Below are 26,092 nucleotides of genomic sequence, written 5' to 3' on the forward strand. Positions count from 1 at the left end.
ACGACTGAGCGGGCGGCCGGCGGGCTGCCCGTTTTGTCCAGGGATGGAATTATACCGCGGAGGCCAAGGATGGCCGGGAGCGGATTTGTCCAGGGCTGTTTGATGAGCGTGAACTGGCAGCGGAGGTGTTGCCCTTCTTGTGGTAGGAGCGGTGCCTCGCCGGGAATTCGGCCCGGGGCGGGCCCCCTACAGATCAAGCCCACTCCGGTGGCCAGCGGTATCGGCAGGGGCGGCCTCGCCGCGAAACGGGACCCATTGGGAGAGCAGAATGAATAAGGAACCCACAAGAGAGGAGAGCGTCAGCGACCAGGAACTGCAGGAGATGGTCGCACAGACCGACAGTGGTGCCCGGCATCCCGGTGGCGTGCCCGGTAAGGTTCTGTTCGGCGTGCCCCTGGCGTGGTCGCTGTTCCAGCTCTGGTACGCCTCACCGCTGCCGTTCTTTTTCAATTTCGGCGTATTCAACAATACCGAAGCCCGTTCGATTCATCTGGCGTTTGCCCTGTTCCTGGCGTTTACCGCCTATCCTGCGTTCAAGCGTTCGCCACGTGAGAGCATTCCGCTGCAGGATTGGATATTCGCCGTCCTGGGTGCTTTCAGCGCGGCCTACATCTACCTGTTTTATGAAGATTTATCGGGCCGTTCAGGAGCGCCTATTACCCAGGATCTGGTGATCGCTTCCATCGGCATGCTGCTGTTGCTGGAGGCCACCCGGCGCTCCCTGGGACCCCCGCTGATGGTGGTGGCAATCGTCTTTCTCATCTACACATTCGGCGGTCCCTATATGCCGGATGTCATTGCCCATAAAGGACAGAGCCTCTCCAAGGTGATGTCCCACCAGTGGCTCACCACGGAAGGCGTGTTCGGTGTTGCATTGGGTGTTTCCACCAGTTTTGTATTTTTGTTTGTATTGTTCGGGGCCATGCTGGAAAAGGCCGGGGCGGGCAACTATTTCATCAAGATGGCGTTCGCCCTGCTGGGTCATATGAAGGGCGGTCCGGCCAAGGCGGCGGTGGTCGCCTCAGCGGCTACAGGACTGATCTCCGGCTCTTCGATCGCCAATGTGGCAACCACCGGCACCTTTACTATTCCGCTGATGAAGCGGGTGGGTTTCTCCGGTGCCAAGGCCGGTGCGGTCGAAGTGGCCAGTTCAACCAACGGACAGTTGACCCCGCCGGTGATGGGTGCGGCGGCGTTTCTGATGATCGAATATGTCGGTATCTCCTATCTCGAAGTGATCAAGCATGCCATTCTGCCAGCGGTGATCTCCTATATCGCCCTGTTTTACATCGTTCATCTGGAAGCGCTGAAAGCCAATATGCAGGGACTGAAAAGGCCGGTCCAAACGACGCTGCTGCAGAAACTGATGACCTTTTCCGCCATTGTCGCCGGTACCTGTTTTATCGGGTTGGCGGTTTATTACGGTATTGGATGGATCAAGACTTACGCCGGTGAGGCAGCCTTCTATATTGTCTCTTTGCTGATCCTGGTTGCCTATGTCGGATTGATAAAATTCGCCGCACGATATCCCAAGCTGGAAGTGGATGACCCGAACAACCCGCTGATCGAACTGCCGGAAGTGGGGCCCACGGTCAAGGTCGGACTCTATTTTCTGCTACCGATTGTGGTGTTGATGTGGTGCCTGGTGGTGGAGCGTTTCTCTCCGGGGCTTGCGGCTTTCTGGGCCACCCTGTTCATGATTTTTATCGTCATCACCCAACGACCATTGGTGGCCTTTTTTCGTGGTCAGAGTGGTCAGGTGGAGTGGATAGAGTTCCGGTACGGTCTGAATGACTGTATCGATGGCCTGGTGGTCGGTGCGCGTAACATGATCGGTATTGGTGTGGCGACGGCGGCGGCCGGCATCGTCGTTGGCACCATTACCCTCACCGGTATAGGACAGGTGATGATCGAGTTCGTAGAGTTCATCTCCGGCGGTTACCTGATACTGGCGCTGATCTTCACCGCCGCCATCTGTATCGTGCTTGGCATGGGACTGCCCACCACCGCCAATTATATCGTGGTTTCCAGTCTGATGGCGCCGGTGGTGGTGACGTTGGCGGCCACCAATGGGCTGGTGGTTCCCCTGATTGCGGTGCATATGTTCGTGTTCTATTTCGGCATCCTGGCGGATGACACGCCGCCGGTGGGACTGGCGGCCTTTGCCGCCGCCGCCATCGCCAAGAGCGATCCGATCAAGACCGGTATCCAGGGGTTTATGTACGACATCCGGACGGCCATCCTGCCGTTCCTTTTCATTTTTAATACCCAGCTATTGTTGATTGATATCGACGGTTGGTTTGAGTTGCTTCTGGTGATTGTCAGTGCGGTGATTGCCATGCTGCTGTTTGCTGCGGCCACCCAGGGCTACTGGTTGACCCGGAGTCGGTTCTGGGAGTCGATTGCCATTCTGCTGGTGGCATTTACCCTGTTTCGTCCCGGTTTCTGGTGGGATGAACTGTATGCGCCGATGGATGTTATCTCCGCCACCGAGATTAACCGGGTAGCGGAAAACGTCCGGGAGAACGGCAAGTTGCAGATCACGGTTGCCGGGGAAAACCTGGACGGCAAGTTTATTCGAAAAACCGTTCTGCTACCCCTGGGTGCGGCCGGTAGTGGCGAGGCGCGGCTGGCCAGCGCCGGGCTGGAGACCCGTATAGAGGGGGATAAGGTGTACGCCGACAATGTGGTGTTCGGCAGTACGGCGCAGAGTGTGGGCATTGATTTTGACTGGGAGATCGTCCACCTGGAAGTGGAAGCCGACCGCCCGGCCAAACAGTGGATGTTCATCCCCGCATTGATATTGCTGGCGCTGGTGGGTCTGATACAGCGGCGGCGTCATGCCCGGCAACAGCGCCAGGACGTGCCCTTGTCGGTCTGATCTCCACAATTGTCGCCTCTGCTTTGAAGGGGCCGCCCATGGTAAAAGGAACCGGTTATGTTCAAAAAAATATTGCTACCGATTGATCTCCAGGAGACGGAGCTGGCAGTCAAGGCGTTGAAGATTGCCACTGATGAAGCGCGCAAACATCAGGCCGAGATCTATGTGATGACGGTGCTGCCGGGGTTTGGTATGCCGCTGGTCGCCTCCTTCTTTCCCGACCAGGCGATGAAGGAAGCAATGAAAGAGGTGGCCAAGGTGATAAAACGCTACATCCGTGACAATCTGCCCGATGACATCGTCACCCATCCGGTGATTACCGAAGGCAATCCGCCGGAGCAGATCCTCAAACAGGCGAAAAAGATCGAAGCGGATCTAATTGTCATCCCATCCCACACCAAGGGCTTGTCACAGGTCTTTCTTGGCTCCTGTGCCGCCAAGGTGGTGGAACACGCCAAATGCTCTGTCATGGTGATCAAGGGTGAGTGATGATTTGCCCCACAACGCCGTGATAGATAGCATGGTGGTGTAGGGTGGATAAACCAGGTGCGGCCGCTGTGCATATTCTGACAATGGCAAGTGTCATATTTGTATTCTGAATTTTACGCAAGGAGTAAGCCCCATGGGGAAAAAGAAGAGTGAGAAGAAGAGTGAAAAAAAAGCCGAAGAGCTGAAGCAGAAGGCGAAAGCCAAGGCTAAAGCTAAGGCCAAAGCCAAGGCCAAGAAGCGTAAGGAGAAAAAGAAGGCCAAAAACAAACTTGATAAAAAGAAAAAACAGAAGAAGAAAAAAGGGTCGAAAAAAAGCAAGAAGTGAAGCATCCCGGCTATAGATGAAACCCAATGCAACAACACCCGTCACGGCGGGTGTTGTGCTTTCCACAGATTAATTCTCCAGCTCCAGCAGGGGCAGAGAACTGCGGGCCTTGATCTGCGACAGCTGGATATTTGACTTGATGGAAGAGACACCGGGCATCTTCATCAGATGCTCGGAAATAAAGCGCGAAAAACCCTGTAGATTCCTCGCAATCACCCGCATCTCATAATCGCCATCACCTGTTATCAGCAGGCACTCGAGGATTTCCGGCCGTGCTTGTACCGCTTTTTCAAATGCCCCGGCGATATTTTCCTGATGCTTTTCCAGGGTGATGTTAATCAGTGCCACCACATCCAGTCCCAGAGCCTGTGGGTCGATTACTGCCGAATAACCGGTGATGATGCCGGCTTTTTCCAGTTGCTGCAGTCGCCTGGCACATTGGGAGGGGGAGAGGTTGATCCGTTCCGACAGGGCCACGTGGCTGAGGCGGGCATCCTGCTGCAGATGATGCAGGATCAGCTTGTCGTACTTGTCCAGTTTGATGGTCATGGCCTACCCCTGTGGCATGTAAAGCCGTGTATTCTGGAAGAATAATGCTTGAAACATTCATATTAAACAAAAATATGCAATAAACAAGCGTATTTGCTTAAAAACTCTTCAGCATACACGCGATAACGTCATGTGGTTTCCGCTATGCTGGCGCCCAGTTTTTACCCTGACCTGGAGAGATGATCATGACACTGGCCGAGGCACTGCTGGACGGTTTGAAACGGCATGGGGCGGAAGAGATATTCGGCATCCCCGGGGACTTTGCCCTGCCTTTTTTCAAGGTGATTGAGCAGTCGGGCATCCTGCCCTTCTTTACCCTGAGCCATGAGCCGGGGGTCGGCTTTGCCGCTGATGCAGCGGGGCGCTGTCGCGGTTCCCTGGGGGTGGCGGTGGTCACTTATGGGGCCGGTGCCTTTAACATGGTCAACAGCGTGGCCTGCGCCTATGCGGAGAAGTCGCCGCTGGTGGTGATCTCCGGCGCACCCGGTATCGCCGAGAAGCAGGGTGATCTGTTGCTGCATCATCAGGTGAAAACCCTCGGCTCCCAGTTCGAGGTATTCAAGGAGTTTACCTGTGACCAGGTGGTGCTGGATGATCCGCGCAACGCACCGGAAAAGATCGCCCGGGTGTTGCGCAACTGCCTCGAGCAGTCACGCCCGGTCTATATCGAGTTTCCCCGTGATCTGGTCAATGCCGCCTGTGATGCCGTTCCGCTGCTGGAACCTTCCGTGGCTGATCCCCAGGCGCTGGCCGCCTGTGCGGAAGATATCCTGACCCGGATCACGGCGGCCGAGCGGCCGGTGATCCTGGCCGGTGTCGAGGTGCGCCGCTACGGACTGGAGCAAAAGGTGGCTGAGCTGTCGCGACGGCTGAACCTGCCGGTGGCCACTTCGTTCATGGGCCGTGGCCTGTTCTCCAAATCCGACTGCCCACTGATCGGCTCCTATATTGGCATGGCTGGCGACGCGGCAGTCTGCGAGGCGGTGGAGGAGTCGGACCAGTTGTTGATGTTGGGGGTGATTGTCTGTGACACTAATTTCGGCGTCTCGGCGAAGCGGCTGGATATTCGCCATACCGTGAACGCCTCGGACCGCGAGGTACAGGTGGGTTATCACGGCTACCGGGGACTCTCCCTGTCCGAACTGGTGGATGAACTGTTGTGCCAGACCGAATCCAATGCCAACCATGCCACGCCGGTCAAGCCGGACTATCCCCGCGGTTTGGAGGCGGATGCATCACCTGTAGTACCCACCGATATTGCCCGGGCGGTCAATGACCTGTTCGACCGGCATGGTCCGATGCCGATCGCCTCGGACATCGGGGACTGCCTGTTTACCGCCATGGATATGGACAATACCCAGCTGGTGGCGCCCGGCTATTACGCCACCATGGGATTTGGCGTGCCGGCGGGATTGGGTCTGCAGGCGGCCACCGGACAGCGCCCTATTATCCTGGTGGGTGACGGGGCGTTCCAGATGACCGGTTGGGAACTGGGCAACTGCCGGCGCTATGGCTGGGATCCTATTGTGCTGCTGTTCAACAACAGCTGTTGGGGCATGCTGGCTACTTTTCAGCCGGAGAGCCGCTTCAACCAGCTGGATGACTGGCACTTTGCCGACATGTGCGGCCCGCTGGGGGGCGATGGAGTGCGGGTCAACAATCGTGCCGAACTGCAGGCCGCACTGGAGCAAGCGGTTGCCACACGGGGACGGTTTCAGCTGATCGAGATCATGCTGGCACCGGATGCCCGCAGCGCCACCCTGCAGCAGTTCATTGAGGCACAGGGCCGGCGTACCGGGATGCGGCCGGGTTGACGCCATGGCTCCGGGGGGAGCGGTGCGCAGTTCGTGGGTTGGGATGAGGGACGAATCCCAACATCACGGTGCATGGAGATGAATCCCCCGTTGGGGTTAGCGGGTTCACCCCTACCCATTACAGATCCATGTCCCAGCACTCACTGGTGAGCTCGGTGCCGAACAGTTTTTCCTGCCAGGCCCGGGTACAGCTGAAGCCTGTCTTGCCATAGAGTTTTCTCGCCTGCGTCAGGTCTGAGCAGGTCCAGAGGGTGATCTTCCGGTAACCGGACTGGCGGCAAAAATCGACACACTGTTCGATGAGTTGTCTGCCGATCAGCATTCCGCGAAAACGGGGCTCTACCAGCAAGGCGCGCAGCCGGGCGGTGGTGTCATCCTCCTTGACGGCAAAGATACTGCCGGCGAACTGTCCGCCCACCTCTGCCACCCAGCCCTGCTCGAGCTGTTTGTCATAATGGCTGGCGAAGGCCGAGAGCACCTCCAGTACCGTACGCTCGAAACTCTGATCCCAGCCGTATTCATCGGCGTAGAGCACGGCGTGCCGGTTGATAATGGTGCCGAGATCACCCAGCTTCAGGGGGCGTATCAGCACTGCGCGCTGCTTGTCGAATTCCAGTAGTTGACGGATTCGTTGCATGGCCGATATCAGCTCGTCCTGCTGGTCCGGGGGCAACGGCTTGAGCAGTTGTTGCAGATTTTCCCGTGCCAGGCTATCTAGCGTCCCCAACCGGGTCTTTCCAGAAGGTGTCAGGGTAAGCTGCTTGCGACGGCGATCCTCTGGATCAGGGGTACGCTGCAGCAGGCCCTGATCCAGCAGTTTGGCGAGTATCCGGCTCACGTAGCCTGGGTCCATGCGCAGATAATCGGCCAGTGATGTGGCGGTAGTACTGCTGTCCCCGGCCACTTCGAACAGCACGCGGATCTCGGGCAGGCTGTACTGTTGGCCGAGAAAACCCTCGTCGAGGATACCGATGTGGCGGGTATAAAAGCGGTTGAATGCGCGGATCTGATCGATCCTGTCTGCTGTCTGGTTGCCGGTCATCGTCCGTTCTCCCTGGGCCTGTGCAGCTAATATGCAGCCAAATAGTTGACTGAGTCAAATAAAAAAGCCGGCCGTTTTCCGGATGTTCGAATTCATACATTCCGGGGAGATGAGCGGTGATGCGGCGTTCACAGGACGCCCTAGGGGCGGAGAGGTCCATCGGGATGCCTATAGGGCATGCCCGCCAATCGACCGGTGAATCAGTTGAAACTGAGTCGGCCTATCAGGGGGAAGCGGAATTCGTTCCCGGCCATCGCCTTGGCCAATCCGACAATGCCGAGTAGTACCAGGGTGGAGTGGACGGTGGTGAAATAGAGAATCAGCACCATCCAGGTGTTGGCACTTTTATAACCCCCGAGCCAGAGGATCGCCAGGTTGGCAATCACCAGCAGAATACCGCCGATAATGCTGGCAATGAAGGTCTGTTCCAGATGACAACGAGCCAGGGGCGGAGCGCTGTGGCGATGCTTGAAATAGAGATAGGCAAGCCAGAGAAAACAGACGCCGGGCAGGAGCAGCAGGTTGGAAAGGAACAGCGCCTCCGCCATGATAGCCAGTTGGGTGCCGGGTTGTTCATTTGTCTCATTCATAGCCTGAAACCGTTGTTGTTTATTCTGTTTGACTACAGTGTAGCTGCTGACATGATACGGGCAACGGCTTCAGCTGTCTCTTGTCCCGCCGCTGTTTACGCTTACTATTCAAGTGGGAACTGCTATATTGCCTGTCAGAGTGAATCAGGAGGGAAGCCGTATGCCACAACTGTTATCACTGTCCCGGGCCGCGCGTCTCGCGGATGTCACGCGCGGCGAGTTGCAGAAAAAAATCAGAAAAGAGCGGGTCAAGACCTTTGAAGGTGAGATCGCCGTAGAGGATCTGTTGATTCTCTATCCCCATGTCAATCTGGATGATGACCCGGTGCTTGAGCGGGTCCAGCGCATCAAGAGCGAGGCACGCCCGAAATCCCACTACAGTGACGGCTGGATGCCTGATCCTCAGGTATTGATGCAGCGCCTGCATGAATTTCAGCACACCCTGGTACAGACCAAGTCGGCGCTAAACACCTCAGAGGCGCTACTGGATGAAGTGGTTTCCGATCTGCGGAGCGCGCTGGAAAAGCCCGAGACCGCCCTGCGCGCGGCCATCAAACTATGCATTGGCAAACTGGATGGTGCGATGGGTCGGCTGGATCGGGCAGGAGACGCCAAGGCGCGGCTGTTTGCCAAGGATGCACTGCTGAAGATTGTCACAGCCAGTGTACGCCTGCAACCAAGTGGGCATGAATATTTTATCGAGGGCAATGACTCGATCCTGGAGGCCGGCCTCAAGGCCGGTCTTTATCTCGACTACGGTTGCACCAGTGGCAATTGTGGCGCTTGCAAGTGCAAGGTGGTCTCCGGTGCCGTGCGCAAGCTGCGTCAACACGACTATGTGCTGAGTGCCAAAGAGCAGGAGGAAGGCTATGTCCTGGCCTGTTCCAATACGGCAATATCCGATCTGGTGATTGAGGCCAATGAGGCGTCAGTCAGCGATGAATTGCCGCATCAGATGATTCGTGCCGTCGTGCGCAAGGTGGAGCGGGAGAGTCCTGAACTGGCGGTGCTGCATGTGCAGACGCCGCGCACCCGGTCGCTTCGCTTCAAGGCGGGCCAGCGAGTGCAGGTGACCACCGAAGCGGGTGTGAGCGATACACTTTATATTGCCAGCTGCCCCTGTGATGGCCGCAATCTGCTGTTCCTGCTCTTTGCCGGTATCGGTTCTGCACTGGAAGAGACGGTATTCAACTGCGACCTTGTAAAGCAGACGCTGGTGCTGGAAGGTCCGGAAGGTCAGTTTCTGTTGCATGAAGATTCCAAACGCCCGGTGTTGTTTGTTGCCAGGGGCGGTGGTCTGGCGCCGGTCAAGAGCCTGGTGGAACAGGCCATTACCATCGATGAAGCGGAAGATATCTCCCTGATCCTGGTGGGGGGCAGCCCGGCCGGCTCCTCCCTGGAACGGCTCTGTCGATCCTGGGATGATGCCCTGGATAACTTCCAGTACCGCAGTACCGAGGCAACCATTGCGGCCGATGAATTGGTCGGGCAGATTATCCAGGCGATGGAAGAGAATGCGCGAACCGAGATCTATATCGCCGGTCCCGATGCCTGGTTGCAGGAGCTGTTACAGGTGGCAGCAGGCAAAGGCGTGGACACCGGTGAATGGTCGCTGGAAACGGTGGGTTGTTGACCTGGATGCCCCGGTTGCAAAGGTGGATTAAAATGGTTTGCGCCCATGCCGGTCGCATCCGTTTCAACCCGGTTTTATCAGCCACATAGTGACCGCCGGCGTGGACGTCTCCACTCCGTAAATCGCCCGGGTACATCAGGTATCCCGCGTTAATTCGGATGATAACCGGCGGTTTGTATACAGGCTTACATCATTCGATGGATTCCGGTATGCCGGTTATTTTATTCGCTCTTTGCTGCATCCTTGATGGCTTCACCGGCCTTTTCCATCTGCTCGCCGGCCTGTTCGGCCGCGTTGTCGATTTTTTCGCCCGCCTGTTCTGCCGGTCCGTCATTCTGGTCACAGCCGGTGAGTGCAACTAGTAGTGCACCCGTGGCTAAGGAGAGACCGATGGTGGCGCTACGTTTTGTAAGTTTCATTACGCTGTTCCTCGGTAATGGTGTTTTCGCTAATGGAATCTGATTTTCAAGATATGCGCACCCTTGGGCGTGGTTACTGCGAAATGGGTTGCTGCAACATTGGCCGAGGCCAATATTTTATCCAGTAAATATCTGTCGTCATCCTGGCCGATTTCGTGGCCAATAAAGCCCCATATTACTGCTGAACCCATGGTGCCGTCCGTGTCGCCCCGGTAAGTATAGCCTAACCCGCAAGTCGCGAGTGGCTCCTGAGTTTATGATCTGACTGCGCATGACTATGGGACAGTATGAAACACGTTATTTTTTCGGTGCTGAACCCTGCGCCCCATATTTTCTCTTATATATTTAAAGAGCTATGTGAAATCAGGAGATCAGGCATGAATCTGATAACCACGGGAATAGATCATTTAAATCTTGATGTAATTGACCTGGAAGAGAGCTGTAAATTCTGGAATGAGTTGCTTGGATTTGAGGTGCTGGAAGAGATCCCGGAGCAGAATGGAAAAATTATTGGCGTTAAAAGTGCCCTTTTAGCCTTATATGAGAGGCCGGGTATGCAGAAATATGAGAAAGGTGGGTTTGCACACGTTTCATTCAATATTCAAAACTTTAATGATATTGAGGAGAGGTGTAGGGAGTTAGGTATCGGCATCAAATATGATGGTGCCATCCAGTGGCCACAATCCAGGTCTATCTATATTGAAGATCCGAATGGCTACGACATAGAGCTGTCCGAGGTCTGGGGAGGCAATCTCGTATAAGCATATTTGGGATCGGTTTAGTAACCTTCCTTGCGCGTCTGACCTGAATTGCAGCCGAAGCAGCAGCGTCATCCGATCCAACTTGACGGTAGCGGTGGGAGGGCGAATTCTGCCAGGGCTTGGCGTAACGCACGCACGGCATTGGTGATGGGAAGCTTGATTTTGATCGTAGAGTCGTATTTTTGCAGTTTCCACGCAGGCAAGTGTACGAACTGATTGTTTGACTCATGACACCGTTCATGTCGGGGCACAGGCCGCGACCCCTGGAAATCACTCACATTGCGTCACTCCTCCTCCCGTGCTTACAATGCGCCAATAGTCCACATATGTTTCCAACTGGAACAAGAGTCGCGAACGACCAGAACTGAAGGCTATGTACACCTCTTATTTCGGTATCGAAGAGAGTCCATTCTCCATCACCCCTGATCCGCGCTTTCTCTATATGAGTCAGCAGCACCAGGAGGCACTGGGTTATCTGCTCTATGGTGTCAGCGAGAGTGGCGGATTCGTACTGTTGACCGGCGAGGTTGGGGCTGGCAAGACCACGGTATGTCGTTGCCTGCTGGAGCAATTGCCGGAGCATGTGGATGCCGCTCTGATCCTCAATCCGCGCCTGACCGCCTACGAACTGGTCGCCACCCTTTGTGATGAACTGGGGATCGATTACCCGCAATCCTCCCAAAGCCTGAAGGTTTTGTATGATGTACTTAACCGGTATCTGTTGGAGGCGCATGGTGCGGGGCGCAGGACAGTGCTCATTATCGATGAGTCGCAAAACCTGAGTCCGGATGCGTTGGAACAGGTTCGGTTGCTGACCAATCTTGAGACCAACAAGCATAAATTACTGCAGATCATACTGATTGGCCAACCCGAACTGAGGGATATGCTTGATCGCCCCGATCTGCGCCAACTCTCCCAGCGGGTCACCGCCCGCTTTCACCTGCCGCCTCTGACTGAGCAGGAGACCCTGGCCTACATAGCCCACAGATTGTCGGTGGTGGGTCTGGATCGTGCTGTATTCAGTCCCTCTAGCCAGCGTCGGGTATACCAGCACTCTGGTGGAGTACCACGGCTGATAAACACCATTTGCGACCGGGCCCTGTTGGGCGCCTATGCTGAGGACCGGATATCCACTGACCGGCGGATAATCGACAAGGCGGCCGAGGAGGTCACCGGCAAGCGGTTGCAGGGCTCGTCCCGGGTATTGCTGATCTCGCTTATCCTCGTCCTGGTCGCCGGTATCGGGGGCTTTACTTATTCACGTGTGGCGAATGTCCCGGTGGCCCAAGACGAGGTCGGCCCGGGCGATACCCCAAGGCAGCCCCCACTTGCGGTGGGTAAGCCAGGCGAGGCGGTTGCTGTCGAACCGGCACCCGCCGTGGATTCTCCGCCAGCAGCAGCGGAGACGCCGGCGCTTGGAGACGAAGTGTTGGCGCCAGGACTCCCGCAACTGTCAACCGCAGTACCTTCAGCAGAACCGCAGGCAGGGGTTGATAAGGTCGATAGCACTCCCCAACCTGAACCGGATCAAACAGATGAAGAACTGCCACTGGCTGCCGATGGCGAATCTTTGATTACTGCTGAGGCATTGAACCCGGTGGATGAATTGATACAAGAATCCCCCGTCGGTAATCTGGTGGGAGCCTTGAACGACCTTTTTGCGTTATGGGGTATGGCCTACGCACAGCTGGATGGTAGTTCTCCCTGCATGCGCGCGGCAGCAGCTCAGCTGGAGTGTCTCCAGGGCAAGGCAAGCCTGCAAAAACTTCGCACCATTGATAGAGCTGCAATCATCGAGCTTGCCGGAAATGGGGGCAATGTACACTTCGTTGTACTGGTCGGTTTAGAGGAAACAGCTGCACAGGTGCAAGTGGGGGAACGGATTTCCAAGGTGCCCCTGGATGGATTGGCTCGCGTTTATACGGGGGATTATCTATCACTTTGGCATCCGCCGGTTTCGGGCGTAAGTTATTTGCAGCCGGGGATGCGCGGCAATGGTGTGCGCTGGCTCCGAAAGAGCTTGTCTCGGGTTAGAAATTGGGTGGAGACGACGAAGGATGCCAGCTACTTCGATAACGGGTTGTATGATCAGCTGCGTGCATTCCAGCGTGATCAGGGACTGGATGTTGATGGAATCGCAGGCCCCATGACATTTATCTCCTTGAACAGCCTTGTTAATGATACGTCGGTGCCCAGGCTGCGACGTTCAGAAAAATGAGTATATAGCTCTATGTCCTACATACTCGATGCATTAAGAAAATCCGAGCAGGAGAGAAAACTCCAATCCGGCGAGGTGCCCAATCTGTCGACATCCCATGTTGGCAAACCACAAAAACGTTCGTTAGGGGGGTACTGGCTGAGTATAGTTCTGATGCTGCTGGGAGCCGGGGGGGCGATATTTCTGCTATGGGACCGGCAGGCGCCGAGTGACGTTGCCAAGCAAGCGACTCAGCATCCTGCCACCGATGTGCCCGCCGTGGTGACTCCTCCGCCTTCAGCAACCCGGCCACGCATCGTGGAGCCGCCAGCCAAACCTCAGAAGGTGGCGCCTGTGGTCCTCACCATACAAAAAAAGCCAGAGCTACCATCGCAGCCGATACCATCATCGGTCGTCAAGTTGCCCGAGGATTTAGTCAATAAGCCTCCACAACCGGTCTATCCCGTTGTGCCGAAGGGTGGTCGGCTGGCGGAAAAGCTGCGGGAATTGGCAGTGCCTGAACAGTCGGATGATGTGGCTGAAAAACCGGCAGAACCGCTGGGTGAGCGTGTTATTGCCCGCCGGATGCAACCTGAAAAGGTCGCTGAATTGCCACCGACTGTGCCGGTAGACAGGGTTGCCGAGATCTTGAAGGAGGAGAGGGCCAAAAGAGCGGAGCAACCCGTTACAGAACCGGCTCCGGTGCAGGAAGTCCAAGCCCATGAAAAAACAGAGGCGAACCCGGGCGAACCCGTTCCCGAGCAGAGTGCCCTGGACCTTTACTACCGTACCCTACCCGCGGCACAGAACCATGGGGTGCCGATGACGACAGTCAGTGTTCATGTCTACTACGATGATCCGGCCAAACGATTTATCCTGGGTGGGAGGAAGCGGTATACGGAGGGTGACTCGATGCCCAACGGAGTGAAGCTGGAGTCGATTACGCGGCGGGGCATCATCCTTGAGTACCAGGGAAAGCAGTACCGACATGATATTGGTTGGGGAGGGTGAGGGAACACAGCTGAGCTATAATCATGTTATTACCCGTTGGGGGTACGAGGCGCAGGTCGGGCTGGGACTACTGTCGAGGCGGAACCATGACAGACGGGACAACGGTTAAAGCGCGAATCCTGGATATTGCCATCATGCTGGCAGAGGACAAGTCCTGGGAAGCGGTTCGGCTGCAGGAAGTGGCGAGTCGGGCCTCGCTCACACTGGAGGATATCCGGGCCGAATTCAGCGAAAAGGATGAACTGGTCGACGCCTGGTTTGACCGTGCTGACCGTGCCATGTTGACGGATGCCGCGACACTGGTACATACCCGGCTGGCACGACATCAGCGCATGCATCGGGCGATCATGACCTGGCTCAATGCACTGTCCAGACATCGACAGGTGACCCGCCAGATGATCCTCGGGAAACTGGAACCGGGGCATCTGCATCTGCAGATTCCCGCGCTGATGCGCGTCAGTCGTACTGTGCAGTGGATGCGCGAGGCGGCAGGCTATCAGGCCGGTTTTCCTCGGCGGGCGCTGGAGGAGACGGTGCATACCGGTATCTATCTCGCGACCTTTTTCTACTGGATGTCGGATGAATCAGTGCGCTCCCAAAGAACGCACCGATTTCTCCATCGCCAGTTGAGACTGGCCAGCCCGATCTTCAACTGTGGTACTGGATTGATCAGGACCCATGGGCATGACTATGACCCCTCCCGTGACGGAGCACGGACCGAAGTACAAGGTGACCGGTCAATTCATTGAGTTTGTCTGCGGGCAATGGATCCTCTGACCCACTCGTTGTTTGGCGTACTGGTGGTGCGTGCTGCGCCTGGCCAGAAAGCGGCGTGGAGCCGCGTCAGCTCCTCACGGGCAATCCTGGTGGGTGCCACCGCCGCCCTCTTTCCCGATATTGACTACCTCACGTTCTGGCTTGACCCGCTCAGTTTCATCGCGGACTGGCATCGGGGCCCGACCCATTCGCTGGTCCTGGCTCCGCTGTGGGCAGCTGCGCTCGGCTGGTCATTCTCAAGATTGTTGCGTGATCGAAGCAATAGCCGTGTCTATATGGGCATCTGTCTGCTCGGGCTGCTGTCGCATATCGCTGGCGATCTTATCACCATATACGGTACGCAGATCCTGGCGCCATTTTCGGATTGGCGCCCGGGATTGGGGATAACCTTTGTCATCGATCCCTATTTCAGCGCGATAGTATTGGCTGGAGTAGTGGCATCACTCAGATGGACAACCATGCGTTGGGCGCGCGTCGGTTTGCTGGTACTGGCGCTTTATCTCGTGCTTCAACTGTTCCTGCAACAGCGTGCGACCTCGATGGGTGAAACCTATGCCCGGGTCCAGCAACTGGAGCAGGCGACCAGCCGTGCCTTGGCCCAGCCGTTGTCACCCTACAACTGGTTGATCATCGTCACCGAGGGAGAGCGTTATCACCTTGCCCGGGTGAGTCTTGACGCTACAGGCGATCAGCTACCGGATGGTGCCTTGGGATGGCTGGGGAGGCTCTGGACTGCCTACCGGTCGCCGTCGCTGCTGAACTGGGAGCGATACAGCCGCTTCGGGGCGCCCGGCCGTGAGCGGGCGCTGGTGCAGTCAGCGTGGCAAGCGGCCAGGTTTGACGGGTTTCGGCGTTTTGCCCGCTACCCTGTGCTCTATCGTGTGGACCGGGTGGCGGGGGAGACCTGCGTCTGGTTTACCGATCTGCGTTATCTGTTACCGGAACTGATTCCACCATTTCGCTACGGTATGTGCGGCTCGGGGGTGATCGACCACTGGAGACCGTACCGGTTAAGACGCTCCACCCTGGATGAGCGCCAGCCCTTGGGGTATCGCTGAGAATTCAACGTATTCAGCGGCGCCAGTGTGCTGCCAGTGACCCATCACCGGCAAGTAGATAGTGGATGTCCTATGCTCGATGGCATGGAGCACGTTATTTTTCTCAGCTATCGGCGCGTGGATACCTCGGGTCACGCGGGTCGTATCAGTGATGACCTGGCGCGTCATTTTGGGCGTTCAGTGACCTTTCGTGACATCGAGTCGATTACCGCTGGAGTCGATTTTGTACAGGCGCTGGAACAGGCTATCCATGCCGCCCGGGTGTGCATCGTGCTGATCGGTGATACCTGGCTGACCGAAACATCGGTCGATGGCGCGCGTCGTCTCGACAGTCCTGAAGATCACGTCCGGCGTGAGATTGAAATGGCGCTCAATGACTCGGGGCTGAAGGTGATTCCGGTACTCGTGGAGGGTGCCAGCATGCCGGACGAGGATGATCTGCCGGTATCCATCGGGCGACTGGCGCGACTGCAAGCGGTGGAGTTATCAGAAAGCCGCTGGGACTACGATATGGCGCGACTGGCGGCTGTTCTCGAGGGATTTGGCGTCGGGCGTGAATTGTACAGACGTCTGCCGCACTGGCGGCTTGTTTTGTCGCTGGTGATGGTGTTGGCAGTGGCTTTGTCGGGGCTGTACTACTGGCGCAGCATGGTGGGGGTGGAGCAATACACCGGTTTGTGGTATTTGCCCAACGGTAGCTACTGGTCGGTACGGGAAAAGAACGGACGGTTGTGGGTGGATGAGACTCACTACGAATCGCACCAGGTGTGGCAACAGGGTCCTGGCGAAATTTTGGACGGTGAGCTGCAGGTGGCGCTGGAGCTGGTATTCGAGCGTACGGAGTTTCGTTTCCTGCACCGCTTGCGTCTCTCTTCTGATCGGCAGAGCCTCGTGGGTTCGGTGAGGCGTTCCGACAGAAGTATTGAACACCCACAGGTGATGACGCGCCGCAACCCGCCGTAAACCAGGTAGTGATGTTAGTACGTGACGGCTCAATGGATTCCATGCTCTCGTGTTCTGCAGCATGCCTGCTTGATTGGTGGAGAGAGGTGGTAGCGAATTTTTTACTACATTGGTATGGCACTCTCCACGCCAATATTAAACAGATAGTTTGCTTGTCGGTTATCGAGCTATATGCGAATAGCGGAGTGGCTTTGCCGGATGCACTTTAGCAATAGTTGAATTCAGTGAATAAATGGAGAATGAGATGAAAAAGGTATTATTTGCAACGTTGACCCTTCTGTTCATAACCAGTCCGCTAACGGCGGCAGACGGCGTAATCAATGTTCCGAGTGACTATGGTGTCGAGGAGACCGCCAATCGTCTGGAGGAGGTATTGAAGAATAAAGGCATGACCATTTTCAATCGCATAAAACATTCTGAAAGCGCGGCCGCGGTCGGTATAGAACTGCGCAAAACGGAACTGATCATTTTTGGCAATCCCAAGGTTGGCAGCCCCCTGATGAAATGCCAGCAAACGGTTGCCATTGATCTGCCCCAGAAAGCCCTGGTCTGGGAGAATGAAGCGGCCAAGGTCTGGATATCCTACAACGACCCGAGATATTTAGAAAAACGGCATAACATCACGGGCTGTGAAGAGACGCTGATGAAGGTGGAAAAGGCGTTGGCGTGTATCACAAAATCAGCGGCGACCAAATAAGGTAGCAGAGCCGTGGCCAACCTCGGGTCCGAGGTAATATGACTGGCACTTTAATCCACGACAAAACCGTTGCTGACCTGGGCGAAGGGGCGCAAGTTGATAGTGAATGTCCCATGCTCGATGTGGAAGAGAATTCCTGCACGCCGATTCATATAGCGGGCCAGGAGGGTTGCTTAATTCGGGTTCAGCAGTTGCTGTTCGGATAGTCCTGAGACAGATGATTATCTGTTCCCAGGTTGAACATTGCTGTTGTGCCGCCTGATTAAAGCGGACTTTCCCATATCATATGCCGAATCAATGCATCGAAGGGCATGATCCACATCTGTTCTGCCGGTTCGCTGTCGAGACACCGCATAGATTAATTCTGTTTTAATTTCAGGGTGGGCGTTATATTGTGTAAAACGCTATACCAGTGAACCCCATAATCAATAAGAAATAAGGGAATATTCCGGGTGCTATCGAACAGATCAGGAATTGCTATCAAGGAAATTGACCAGACGCGAAATTTCCAGACCATCAATATAATTGGTTTGGCGGGTGTGGCATTCCTTCTGTTCTTTGGTATCAATGCCATTTTGCAGGAGAACTATTTTCTCGCGGCGGTGTTATTTGGTAGTTCTGTTTGCGGATTATTTTCCATACTTCTGATGCGGAGTACCCGAAACTACGCCTATGGCACTTATGGGATCTCGATTCCAATCGTCGTTATTTTTGCATATCTGATAGCTTCCGGGGGTGTGGAGAATACCGGACCCCTCTGGAGCTATTCCCTGTTTCTGATAATCATGTTGTTACAGGGATTCAAAAAAGGTGTGATGGCTTTTTTTGCGCTTCTGATTATCGCAATTGTACTGATGTTTTATCCAAACCTTTCATTTGTTTCCGCAGAATATACCCGGCCTTTAAAATCCGGTTTATAGCGTCGTTTATTGCATTAGGCATCATGGCTTCAATTTATGAATATTTGCGCAGGAAAAGCCAGAATGAGTACGTAGCGATCAGCCATGAGCTGGAACTGGCTTCTCGTACTGATGCACTCACCGGGCTCGTGAACCGACGGGCCATGCAGGCAAGCCTGGAGATTGAGCAGAGTCTGTTTTTTCGGCATGGCCATCCGTTTTCGGTCATCATGATGGACCTGGATCACTTTAAGCAGATTAATGACAAATATGGGCATGGCAAGGGGGACGAACTCCTGATATTAATCGCCCGGCTTCTTTTAAAAGAGGTCAGGCAGCAGGATTTAGTGTGTCGCTGGGGAGGGGAGGAATTTCTGGTTCTGTTGCCACAGACCAATCAAGAGCAGTCTTTGATTGTGGCGGAGAAACTTCGTAAAGCAATTGAAGTGATTGATCTTGATGTGATTGGTATAACCGATCCTGTCACAGCGAGTTTTGGTGTGGAGTGTATCTCTGCCACCCAAAATATCTCTGAATTGATTGCAGCGTCTGACAGAAATCTCTACGAGGCCAAGCGGCGTGGCCGGAATCAGGTTTTTGACCCCGCCGGACGGATCTGTGCGAAGGGTACTGTCGAATAGTTTATTTCGTACTTGACGCAACATTTACATTTGCAAATCATCGAATTGGTGAACCGACGCCGCCTTTGCTGTCGTTCGTTGGCCGGATGCCGGATAAGGGTGGTACAAACATTAACAGCTACAGGTGACGGCATGGATATCGACTACAAAGTCAATACCCCGATAGCAACCGATCAGTTTATTACGCTGCTACGTGAATCGACGCTGGGTGAGCGCAGGCCGGTAGAAGATCGTGATTGTATGGAGGGGATGGTCAGGAACAGCAATCTGATGGTGACAGCCTGGTACGGGGATAAACTGATTGGTATCGCACGTTCAATGACGGATTTTCATTTTGCCTGTTATCTTTCTGACCTGGCTGTTCATGAAAAATTTCAGAGAAGCGGTGTCGGAAGACAACTTCAAACCATCACCCAAGCGCAGCTTGGTCCACGCTGCAAGCTGATTCTGCTGGCAGCGCCGGCGGCCAATTCCTATTACGCGCACATCGGTTATACCAATAATCCACGCTGCTGGGTGTTGGAGCGTGGACAGGCTATCAGCACCCGGCATGCATGAATAATTTATGACGCTTTACTAATGATCAGTGCGGCATTGACCCCGCCAAAGCCGAAACCGTTGCACAGGGCGTGGCGGGTGGTCTGGGGGCGTGCGGTATTGGGCACGAAATCCAGATCTTGCATGGCCTCGTCGGTATTGTCCAGATTGAGGGTAGGGGGCAGCAGGTCGTTCATTACTGCCAGAGCCGAGAAGATACTCTCAATACCACCCGCCGCGCCAAGTAGATGACCGGTAGCCGATTTGGTCGACGAGACCGGGATCTTTGGCAAGCCATCGCCAAACACGTTTCTCAGCGAGGCAACCTCCGCATTATCGCCGACCGGGGTAGAGGTAGCGTGGGCATTTACATAGTTGATATCACCGGGTTCGAGTCCGGCCATCTTTAGCGCGGCGCGAATAGCAGCAGCCGCTCCAGAGCCATCCTCCGGCCCCGAGGTAATATGATAGGCATCGGCGCTGGTGCCGTAACCACTGAGCATCGCCAGTGGCTTTGCTCCGCGCGCCAGGGCGTGTTCCAGGGTTTCAATCACCATCAGGCCGGAGCCTTCGCCCATCACAAAACCGTTGCGTGCCTGGTCGAAGGGGCGTGAGGCCTTGGTGGGTGCCTCGCTTTCGGTGGAGAGCGCCTTGAGCGCATTGAAGCCGGCCAGTGACAGGGGATCGACACACGCCTCTGCACCCCCTACCAGGGCGACCTCGGCTTCGCCATTACGGATGATGCGCATGCCATCGCCGATAGCCTGAATCCCTGCTGCGCAGGCCGTTACCGGACAGCCGAGGGGGCCTTTGAAGCCGTATTTGATGGACAGATTGCCCGATGCCATGTTGGCCAGAAAAGCCGGCACGGTAAACGGTGAGAGGCGTTTGTAGCCGCGTGCATCGAGGGTCTGTTGTGCCTGGGTGATGGTAGTGAAACCACCGATGCCCGTTGCGATGATGGTGGCGGTTGCCTGCCGCTCGGCCTCGGTTTCGGGAAACCAGCGCGCCTGCTCCAACGCTTCTTGCGCCGCCGCCAGGGCATAGATGGTAAACAGATCGAGCTTTTTGCGCTCTTTTTTCTCAATCAACGGCTCAATATCGAAACCGGCGTCGGGGTCCTGTTCAATATTGGGTACCAGTCCTGCGATCTTGATCGGAAATGCCTCGGTATCAAAACGATCAATCAGACCAATGCCGGATTGTCCGGTCGTCAAACGTTCCCACACTGGCTTGACGCCGCAACCCAGAGGGCTGATCATGCCCATCCCTGTAATGACGATCGGTGAACTCATGGTTTCTCCACAATGTAATCTAATAATGAAACCCTAGCACTCGCCAATATATGATCAAGATAATATTTTGCCCACGATGATGGGGGAATTTCATGCCTTATTCAGAAGATCACAAAGCAAAATCAAAAGACCGTATCCTTAAATCCGCCACCGAACTGTTTTGCCGCTACGGTTTTGAGAAGGTATCCATCAGTCAGATCATGAAATTAGCGAAGCTGACGCACGGGGCTTTTTATGCCCATTTTGAATCGAAAGAAGCCCTCTATAATGCGTCGTTCCTGGAAACACTCAAGGGCAGCCGCGCCGCACGACTGGTTAAAGGGCCCTTGTCGATCAAACATTTAACTGCGCTGGTTACCAATTACTGGAATCTTCAGGAACTGAAGGAAAAGAGCAAACCCGGGCCTGAAACGATCCTGTTCAACGAAATCGGCAACGATAATGCAGAAGTCAGGAAGTTGTTTGAAACGTCATACCATAGTCTGAAAAAGATGCTGGAAACCCGCATTATGGCCTTGAGCCGTCTGAAAAAACTGCCCTTTGAGCCCGATCGGGACACCATCGCCGAAAAAGCCCGCGCCATTCTTGCATCCCTGGTGGGCGCTGTTGCCATTGCCAAAAGTATTCCTCATGAAGAGGAGCGACGCGGGATTTTAGAGGCCGCCCAAAAGCAGATTTTGATCATGCTCGGTGTGAACGAGAGCGAACTGGACAGCCTGTTGGGGTCAGTTGCGCCAGATGTCTGGTAGCGTACAGATAATATCTGCCAGCATATTTAACACGGGCCATGGGAATAAAAAGGCGATGGAAACCAAAAAGATTGACCATCTCTGTATTGCAGTAAAAGACCTGGATGCGGCAAGAAAGGTATGGGAGCCGATTCTGGGCAAATCACAACCCGACGATCCCTATGTGGATGAACCTGAACAGATCCGAGTAGCCAGATACTGGCTTGGCGGAGTAGGTTTTGAACTCATGGAGTCGACCTCGCCCGATGGGCCCGTCGCCAAGTGGATAGAAAAACATGGTGAAGGGGTGATGATTGTCAGTCTCAATGTTGCCGATACCCGGGAATCCATAACGGAACTGGAGCCAAAAGGTTATCCATTTATACCGACCCGGAAAGGAGAGAAGGCGAGACCTTTCAGGGACTGCGAGTTTGCCTTTATCCATCCTGAAAAAATGAACAATGTACTGGTAGAGCTGATTGATTACCGCTGGAGTGAACTGGAGAATCAGTAGTCGGCTCCGGCTTTGTCCAACGTAACCACTTCCCTCTGCTACAGTCAGTTCAGACGATCTTATTACCCTTCAATAATTATGGGTTACCCGTATAACACAACCACCCTGAACTATACTCAGTGTCTGAGTGACCCCACCCAGACATTGGAGGTTTCAACATGTTCAAGCGCATATTCCTTACAATCGCTATAACCCTGGCGCTGTCCACTCCGGCGCTTGCCAGCCACTGCCCCATGGACGCCAAGGCGATAGATGCGGGACTTGAGAATACCCAACTCAACGATATGCAGAAGTCCGAGGTAATGGCTCTGCGTGATGAAGGGATGAAACTACATAACAGCGGTGAGCACCGCCAGGCAGAGCAGACCCTGGCCAAGGCAATGCGAATGCTGCTGGAAGCAGGCAAGATGTAGCGTGAAAACCTTTTCAGGCCGCCATGTCTCCGATCACGCAGAGATATGGCGGCCTTTCTGTTGGTGATCTACTTTCGGAAACCGGCAGATTCTCCAGCCCGGCAGGTTATTTATGTGCTGTAATTCGTTGGGTGAAACTTATTGCGTGCTGCACTACAGGGGCGTGAAGTGATCCGCTCACGCTGTCATAACAGCAACTGATTTGGTAGGCTCGCTGAGCCACAGGGAATAGGGCGCGATGCTTCCTGATGCTCTGGCACGACAATAACAGGATCTCCTATTCATGGGTTCGAATTTCTGGAATTTACAGTGAATAATGCTTATGTGATTGGCCATATTTCGGTTAAGAATTCTGAAATGTGGGAGGAGTACCGTGACAGGGTGCCGGCTACCCTGGAGCCGTGGGGTGCTGAATTGCTCCTGCGCGGAAAGCTGGTCGCAGTCCTCGGTGGAGCACACGTGCACACCGATACGGTGGTTATCCGTTTTCCCAGCCTGGATGCGGTGAACGGCTGGCACACCTCAGCGGCATACCAGGCGCTGATTCCATTACGCCAGATGGCGGCGGATGTGGATTTGCTTACCTTCGAGGAATAACTGCGTTTCAGGATATAGGTAAGCGTTCCGCGCGTTATGATGCCGGCTGTTCATAGAGTGACCTATTCCCTCACCCATGATCGAGGTGAGGGGATAGGTCATGTCATTTAAAGATGGATTTCAGTTTGTCGCCGACTTCTCCGGCCTTGTCGCCGACGTCATCTATCGATCCGCTCTGTTCCTGTACCGCCTTCATCTTGTCGCCAACCTGTGACTGAAGTTTGGTTTTCAGCTCGTCCAGGGAGACGTTGCCAACGCTGGAAGCGGCACTGGTGACTTTCTGCATTACCAGTTCGACTACATCCGAGGCTGAACTGCCGCCGTCCTTTTTGCCGATATCCTTCATTTCTATATTCGGCAATGGCGTGCGGATGGGTGTGTCAGAGAGCGGTGTGACTACCAAGACTTCGCCGTCCTGTATGGTCAGCAGATCGATAATCAGCTTCTTCTCTTTATCTCCCGCCTTTTCGTTACCAGTTTTGCCGCCATCGGCAAACTGCTGCACATTTTTTACCAGTTGCTGCAGGTTGGAGCCGGCGTCGCCACCCGGTTCATAGCTCAGCTTGGGAGCCTCGATATTGATGCTCTTGATGCGGATGACATCGGTGGTCAGGGATTCCGGGTCAAGGGCAACCTTGATCGCGCCCAGTTGAAAGGCATTGTCGCTCTTGTAACCGGCCGGGTTGCCCACGGTCAGTCCCTTGAGTGCACCTTCGCCGGATATGGCCACCTCGGCGCTGTCCAGTGATACGCTGCTCTGGGTCACCTTGGACCCGAAACCCTCCACGGCATCAACAATCAGGGAGCCCAGGTTGGATGAGAGAAATATAAACACGCCGATCACGACGATAATGATAAGGGTTGCCAGGCTGATGGCGGTACGTTTGACGGTGCCCATTGTTATTGTCTCCTTTCGATTGGGAATCATTCCAGAGTCAATGGTGACACTATTCTGTTTGAATTGTCACCCCGGATCTCGAGTTAGGGGCGGAGCAGGACCCGTTGAACAAGTTATTGTGGACAAACAGCGGGTCAGTCATCGTGCCGGGTGCTTTTTTTCTTTTTCTTCACCCGATGTGCGTTCTTGGAGTTCTTCACCAGGTCTTCGATAATCGGTGTCAGCAGCACCTCCATGGCAAAGGTCATCTTGGTGCCGGGGATCACCAGGGTGTTGCGGCGGGAGATGAAGGAGTTCTCGATCATGTGCTTCATGTAGACCAGGTCGATATTGTATTTCTTGATGATGCGCTTCTTGACCCGGATCACCACCAGGCTCTCATCAGCGGTTGGCACCTCCCTGGAGATGAAGGGATTGGAAGTGTCCACCGTGGGAATACGCTGAAAGTTTATGTCGGTGTGGGAAAACTGGGGCGTGATATGCTCCACGTAGTCATCCATGCGGCGCTTGATCGCCTCGACAGTGGTTTCCGTGTCATAGCCACGGGCTTCATTGTCGCGCTGGATTTTCTGGATCCACTCCAAATTAATAATCGGCACCACGCCGATCAGCAGGTCCACATAGCGGCGTACTTCCGGCATGCCGCCGTGGAGCCCTTCATAGAGCAGCAGGTCGGTCTCTTCCCGGGTCTCTTCCCAGGGCGTGAAGGTACCCGGCTTCATATCCCACTGCAGGGCTTCTTCTTCGTTGTGCAGGTAGTGGCGGATCTTGCCCTGTCCGGTCGCCTTGTAGTTCTTGAACATCAGTGCCAGTTCGTCCAGCAGGTTGGCCTCGGGGCTGAAATGGCTCAGATTCCGTCCCTGCTGCTTGGCCAGCTTGGTGGCTTTTTTCATTTCGCTACGGGTGTGGCGGTGATAGGAGTCACCCTCGATCATCAGCGACTGAATACCTTCACGATAGAAGATATGGCTGAAGGCGTCCCTGACGGTACTGGTACCGGCACCGGATGAGCCGGTCACCGCAACAATCGGAAACTCTCTTTTACCCATGGATATTGGACTCTTGGCAATTCTGGAAGACGAACCGGCCGATTCTGGCATATTTCCAGCTTGATTACCCGGGGATATTGGGCGGTGTTCAGTGTTCGCCCTTGGTCTTGCGGATACCGGCCAGCCGGTTGCCCTGCTTCTGCGGTCCCCCCATGGGGAAAATATCGTGCAGGTAGCGGGTATTGCCCCGCTCGCTGCCCCAGCTCTTCTTGAAGTGCTTTATCATGTCGCGTACCTGCGCCTGCACATGGTGCTGGTGATAATAGTCGCGGATGAAATTAATCACTTCCCAGTGCTCATCTGTCAGCGTCAGGTGCTCTTTTTCCGCCAGAGCCACGGCAAAGCCTTCCGACCACTCATCCATGTCCTGGATATAGCCTTCCTGATCGGTGGCGATCTGCTCATCACCCACAGTGACATAATCAATACGTATGGCAAAAGGGTTCGTTTTCATCTGTTAACCTCCGAAAAAGAGGGGAGCAATCTTGCTCCCCTCCGGATACTTCTCATGTCTGTTTCCACCTGCCGTGGAGCCCGCAGGTGCCTACTCTTCGATGCGTTTCATCGCACTCTCTTGAGTCGGTAAGCGTAACTTAGAATCGACACTTTCCCAACACTTAGTTCATTTTGATCATTTTCACCCGCACGATCTGGTAGGGGCGGCTGATATAGCTCAACGGCACGCTCCAGACATGTACCAGGCGAGTGAACGGGAACAGCAGGAACACGGTCATGCCGAAGAATATGTGCAGCTTGAAAATGAAGTTTACATTCTGGATCAGGCTGGGATCGACACTCAGTGTGGCCACGCTCTTCACCCACTCGGTCAGGGCGATCATGGTGCTGGCATCGCCATGGGACGCGTGATCAAAGGAGACCACGGTGGTGCTCAGACCCAGGGCCACGGTGGCCAGCAGCCAGCCGATGATGAAAGTGTCACGAGTACGGCTGACCGCACGAACCCGTGGCTCGTTCAGGCGACGCAGCAGTAGCATGGTGGCTCCAATCAGACAGAGGCTGCCGAAGACCAGACCCGCATAGATGGCAATGTACTGGTGTGCGGTATCCGAGATACCCAGTGCCAGGAACCAGCTGTGCGGGGTCAGCATGCCGACCAGGTGGCCGAAGAATACCGCCAGTATGCCCACGTGGAACAGGTTGCTGGCAAGGCGCATGCTTTTACCGCTCAACAGCTGGCTGGAATCGGCTTTCCAGGTGTACTGCTCACGATCGAAACGGAGCCAGCTTCCGAGCAGAAAGATGGTGCCGGCCAGGTAGGGGTAGGCCCCAAAAAAGAAGTTATGCAGTGTCATTC

Annotated in this window: 29 protein-coding genes; 20 read left to right on the forward strand and 9 right to left on the reverse strand. The window is 54.9% G+C overall.

Annotation, left to right across the window (positions count from 1 at the left end):
* Positions 1-268 precede the first annotated feature (268 nt).
* The 3 genes from A3GO_RS0105715 to A3GO_RS0105725 all read left to right on the forward strand — a co-directional run bounded on the left by A3GO_RS0105715 (position 269) and on the right by A3GO_RS0105725 (position 3,695).
* Positions 269-2,881, forward strand: coding sequence for a TRAP transporter permease (locus A3GO_RS0105715; protein WP_037374752.1), 2,613 nt, complete (start codon positions 269-271; stop codon positions 2,879-2,881).
* Positions 2,882-2,938: 57 nt separating this feature from the next.
* Positions 2,939-3,370: a universal stress protein gene (locus A3GO_RS0105720; protein ID WP_029132595.1), complete on the forward strand. Its 432-nt coding sequence runs from the start codon at positions 2,939-2,941 to the stop codon at positions 3,368-3,370.
* Between the two features lie 133 nt (positions 3,371-3,503).
* Positions 3,504-3,695: a hypothetical protein gene (locus A3GO_RS0105725; RefSeq protein WP_029132596.1), complete on the forward strand. Its 192-nt coding sequence runs from the start codon at positions 3,504-3,506 to the stop codon at positions 3,693-3,695.
* A gap of 69 nt (positions 3,696-3,764) precedes the next feature.
* Here the strand turns inward: A3GO_RS0105725 and A3GO_RS0105730 are convergent, their stop codons facing one another.
* The gene (locus A3GO_RS0105730) at positions 3,765-4,244 is read right to left on the reverse strand and encodes an Lrp/AsnC family transcriptional regulator (protein ID WP_029132597.1); all 480 of its coding nucleotides are present in this window, start codon (positions 4,242-4,244) and stop codon (positions 3,765-3,767) included.
* Positions 4,245-4,429: 185 nt separating this feature from the next.
* On the opposite strand from A3GO_RS0105730, the gene ipdC reads away from it, so the two are divergent.
* Positions 4,430-6,058, forward strand: a complete 1,629-nt coding sequence (gene ipdC / locus A3GO_RS0105735; RefSeq protein WP_029132598.1) for an indolepyruvate/phenylpyruvate decarboxylase — start codon at positions 4,430-4,432, stop codon at positions 6,056-6,058.
* A gap of 118 nt (positions 6,059-6,176) precedes the next feature.
* Here the strand turns inward: ipdC and A3GO_RS0105740 are convergent, their stop codons facing one another.
* Entirely contained in the window at positions 6,177-7,100 is a 924-nt protein-coding gene (locus tag A3GO_RS0105740) for a bifunctional helix-turn-helix transcriptional regulator/GNAT family N-acetyltransferase (RefSeq protein ID WP_029132599.1), read from the reverse strand.
* 200 nt (positions 7,101-7,300) lie between these two features.
* Positions 7,301-7,690: a hypothetical protein gene (locus tag A3GO_RS0105745; protein WP_029132600.1), complete on the reverse strand. Its 390-nt coding sequence runs from the start codon at positions 7,688-7,690 to the stop codon at positions 7,301-7,303.
* Between the two features lie 160 nt (positions 7,691-7,850).
* On the opposite strand from A3GO_RS0105745, the gene A3GO_RS22695 reads away from it, so the two are divergent.
* Positions 7,851-9,323 (forward strand): 2Fe-2S iron-sulfur cluster-binding protein, encoded by a 1,473-nt coding sequence (locus tag A3GO_RS22695; RefSeq protein ID WP_051301876.1) that lies wholly within the window; start codon positions 7,851-7,853, stop codon positions 9,321-9,323.
* A 221-nt stretch (positions 9,324-9,544) separates the two neighbouring features.
* On the opposite strand, the gene A3GO_RS22700 is transcribed toward A3GO_RS22695, so the two are convergent.
* Positions 9,545-9,742 carry a hypothetical protein gene (locus A3GO_RS22700; protein ID WP_037374753.1) on the reverse strand — a complete coding sequence of 66 codons (198 nt, stop codon included), beginning with the start codon at positions 9,740-9,742 and terminating at the stop codon, positions 9,545-9,547.
* Positions 9,743-10,119: 377 nt separating this feature from the next.
* Between A3GO_RS22700 and A3GO_RS0105760 the strand changes: the two genes are divergently transcribed.
* The 11 genes from A3GO_RS0105760 to A3GO_RS0105805 all read left to right on the forward strand — a co-directional run bounded on the left by A3GO_RS0105760 (position 10,120) and on the right by A3GO_RS0105805 (position 19,304).
* Positions 10,120-10,503, forward strand: a complete 384-nt coding sequence (locus tag A3GO_RS0105760; protein WP_037374754.1) for a VOC family protein — start codon at positions 10,120-10,122, stop codon at positions 10,501-10,503.
* A 373-nt stretch (positions 10,504-10,876) separates the two neighbouring features.
* A complete protein-coding gene (locus A3GO_RS0105765; protein WP_029132602.1) occupies positions 10,877-12,721 on the forward strand; it encodes an AAA family ATPase in 1,845 nt (614 codons plus the stop codon).
* A gap of 12 nt (positions 12,722-12,733) precedes the next feature.
* Positions 12,734-13,711 carry a general secretion pathway protein GspB gene (locus A3GO_RS0105770; RefSeq protein ID WP_029132603.1) on the forward strand — a complete coding sequence of 326 codons (978 nt, stop codon included), beginning with the start codon at positions 12,734-12,736 and terminating at the stop codon, positions 13,709-13,711.
* Between the two features lie 86 nt (positions 13,712-13,797).
* On the forward strand, positions 13,798-14,460 hold the full coding sequence (locus tag A3GO_RS22705; protein ID WP_211245084.1) for a TetR/AcrR family transcriptional regulator: 663 nt from the start codon (positions 13,798-13,800) through the stop codon (positions 14,458-14,460).
* 15 nt (positions 14,461-14,475) lie between these two features.
* Entirely contained in the window at positions 14,476-15,546 is a 1,071-nt protein-coding gene (locus A3GO_RS22710; protein ID WP_051301877.1) for a metal-dependent hydrolase, read from the forward strand.
* A 72-nt stretch (positions 15,547-15,618) separates the two neighbouring features.
* Positions 15,619-16,509, forward strand: a complete 891-nt coding sequence (locus A3GO_RS25200) for a toll/interleukin-1 receptor domain-containing protein (protein WP_051301878.1) — start codon at positions 15,619-15,621, stop codon at positions 16,507-16,509.
* Between the two features lie 244 nt (positions 16,510-16,753).
* Entirely contained in the window at positions 16,754-17,206 is a 453-nt protein-coding gene (locus A3GO_RS0105790; RefSeq protein WP_029132604.1) for a DUF302 domain-containing protein, read from the forward strand.
* 38 nt (positions 17,207-17,244) lie between these two features.
* On the forward strand, positions 17,245-17,412 hold the full coding sequence (locus A3GO_RS26045) for a hypothetical protein (RefSeq protein WP_157606733.1): 168 nt from the start codon (positions 17,245-17,247) through the stop codon (positions 17,410-17,412).
* A 246-nt stretch (positions 17,413-17,658) separates the two neighbouring features.
* Entirely contained in the window at positions 17,659-18,126 is a 468-nt protein-coding gene (locus A3GO_RS25205; protein WP_051301879.1) for a hypothetical protein, read from the forward strand.
* Positions 18,127-18,149: 23 nt separating this feature from the next.
* A complete protein-coding gene (locus A3GO_RS22720; protein WP_051301880.1) occupies positions 18,150-18,746 on the forward strand; it encodes a GGDEF domain-containing protein in 597 nt (198 codons plus the stop codon).
* 132 nt (positions 18,747-18,878) lie between these two features.
* The gene (locus A3GO_RS0105805) at positions 18,879-19,304 is read left to right on the forward strand and encodes a GNAT family N-acetyltransferase (RefSeq protein ID WP_029132605.1); all 426 of its coding nucleotides are present in this window, start codon (positions 18,879-18,881) and stop codon (positions 19,302-19,304) included.
* 5 nt (positions 19,305-19,309) lie between these two features.
* Here A3GO_RS0105805 and fabF read toward each other — a convergent pair whose 3' ends face one another.
* Positions 19,310-20,578, reverse strand: a complete 1,269-nt coding sequence (fabF, locus tag A3GO_RS0105810; RefSeq protein ID WP_029132606.1) for a beta-ketoacyl-ACP synthase II — start codon at positions 20,576-20,578, stop codon at positions 19,310-19,312.
* A gap of 92 nt (positions 20,579-20,670) precedes the next feature.
* Between fabF and A3GO_RS0105815 the strand changes: the two genes are divergently transcribed.
* The 4 genes from A3GO_RS0105815 (at position 20,671) to A3GO_RS0105830 (ending at position 22,830) form a co-directional block, all read left to right on the forward strand.
* On the forward strand, positions 20,671-21,327 hold the full coding sequence (locus A3GO_RS0105815) for a TetR/AcrR family transcriptional regulator (RefSeq protein ID WP_029132607.1): 657 nt from the start codon (positions 20,671-20,673) through the stop codon (positions 21,325-21,327).
* Positions 21,328-21,382: 55 nt separating this feature from the next.
* Entirely contained in the window at positions 21,383-21,820 is a 438-nt protein-coding gene (locus A3GO_RS0105820; RefSeq protein WP_037374755.1) for a VOC family protein, read from the forward strand.
* A gap of 158 nt (positions 21,821-21,978) precedes the next feature.
* Complete coding sequence (locus tag A3GO_RS0105825) at positions 21,979-22,233, forward strand: hypothetical protein (RefSeq protein WP_029132609.1); 255 nt, start codon at positions 21,979-21,981, stop codon at positions 22,231-22,233.
* Positions 22,234-22,542: 309 nt separating this feature from the next.
* The gene (locus A3GO_RS0105830) at positions 22,543-22,830 is read left to right on the forward strand and encodes a DUF1330 domain-containing protein (protein WP_029132610.1); all 288 of its coding nucleotides are present in this window, start codon (positions 22,543-22,545) and stop codon (positions 22,828-22,830) included.
* A gap of 103 nt (positions 22,831-22,933) precedes the next feature.
* On the opposite strand, the gene A3GO_RS0105835 is transcribed toward A3GO_RS0105830, so the two are convergent.
* The 4 genes from A3GO_RS0105835 to narI all read right to left on the reverse strand — a co-directional run bounded on the left by A3GO_RS0105835 (position 22,934) and on the right by narI (position 26,090).
* Positions 22,934-23,728, reverse strand: coding sequence for an AsmA family protein (locus A3GO_RS0105835; RefSeq protein ID WP_029132611.1), 795 nt, complete (start codon positions 23,726-23,728; stop codon positions 22,934-22,936).
* Between the two features lie 134 nt (positions 23,729-23,862).
* Positions 23,863-24,777, reverse strand: a complete 915-nt coding sequence (locus A3GO_RS22725; RefSeq protein ID WP_051301881.1) for a phosphoribulokinase — start codon at positions 24,775-24,777, stop codon at positions 23,863-23,865.
* An 88-nt stretch (positions 24,778-24,865) separates the two neighbouring features.
* Positions 24,866-25,231, reverse strand: coding sequence for a TusE/DsrC/DsvC family sulfur relay protein (locus tag A3GO_RS0105845; protein ID WP_029132612.1), 366 nt, complete (start codon positions 25,229-25,231; stop codon positions 24,866-24,868).
* Between the two features lie 163 nt (positions 25,232-25,394).
* Complete coding sequence (gene narI, locus A3GO_RS0105850) at positions 25,395-26,090, reverse strand: respiratory nitrate reductase subunit gamma (RefSeq protein WP_029132613.1); 696 nt, start codon at positions 26,088-26,090, stop codon at positions 25,395-25,397.
* Positions 26,091-26,092 lie beyond the last annotated feature (2 nt).

The sequence above is a fragment of the Sedimenticola selenatireducens DSM 17993 genome (genome assembly GCF_000428045.1).
Taxonomy (GTDB): Bacteria; Pseudomonadota; Gammaproteobacteria; order Chromatiales; family Chromatiaceae; genus Sedimenticola; species Sedimenticola selenatireducens.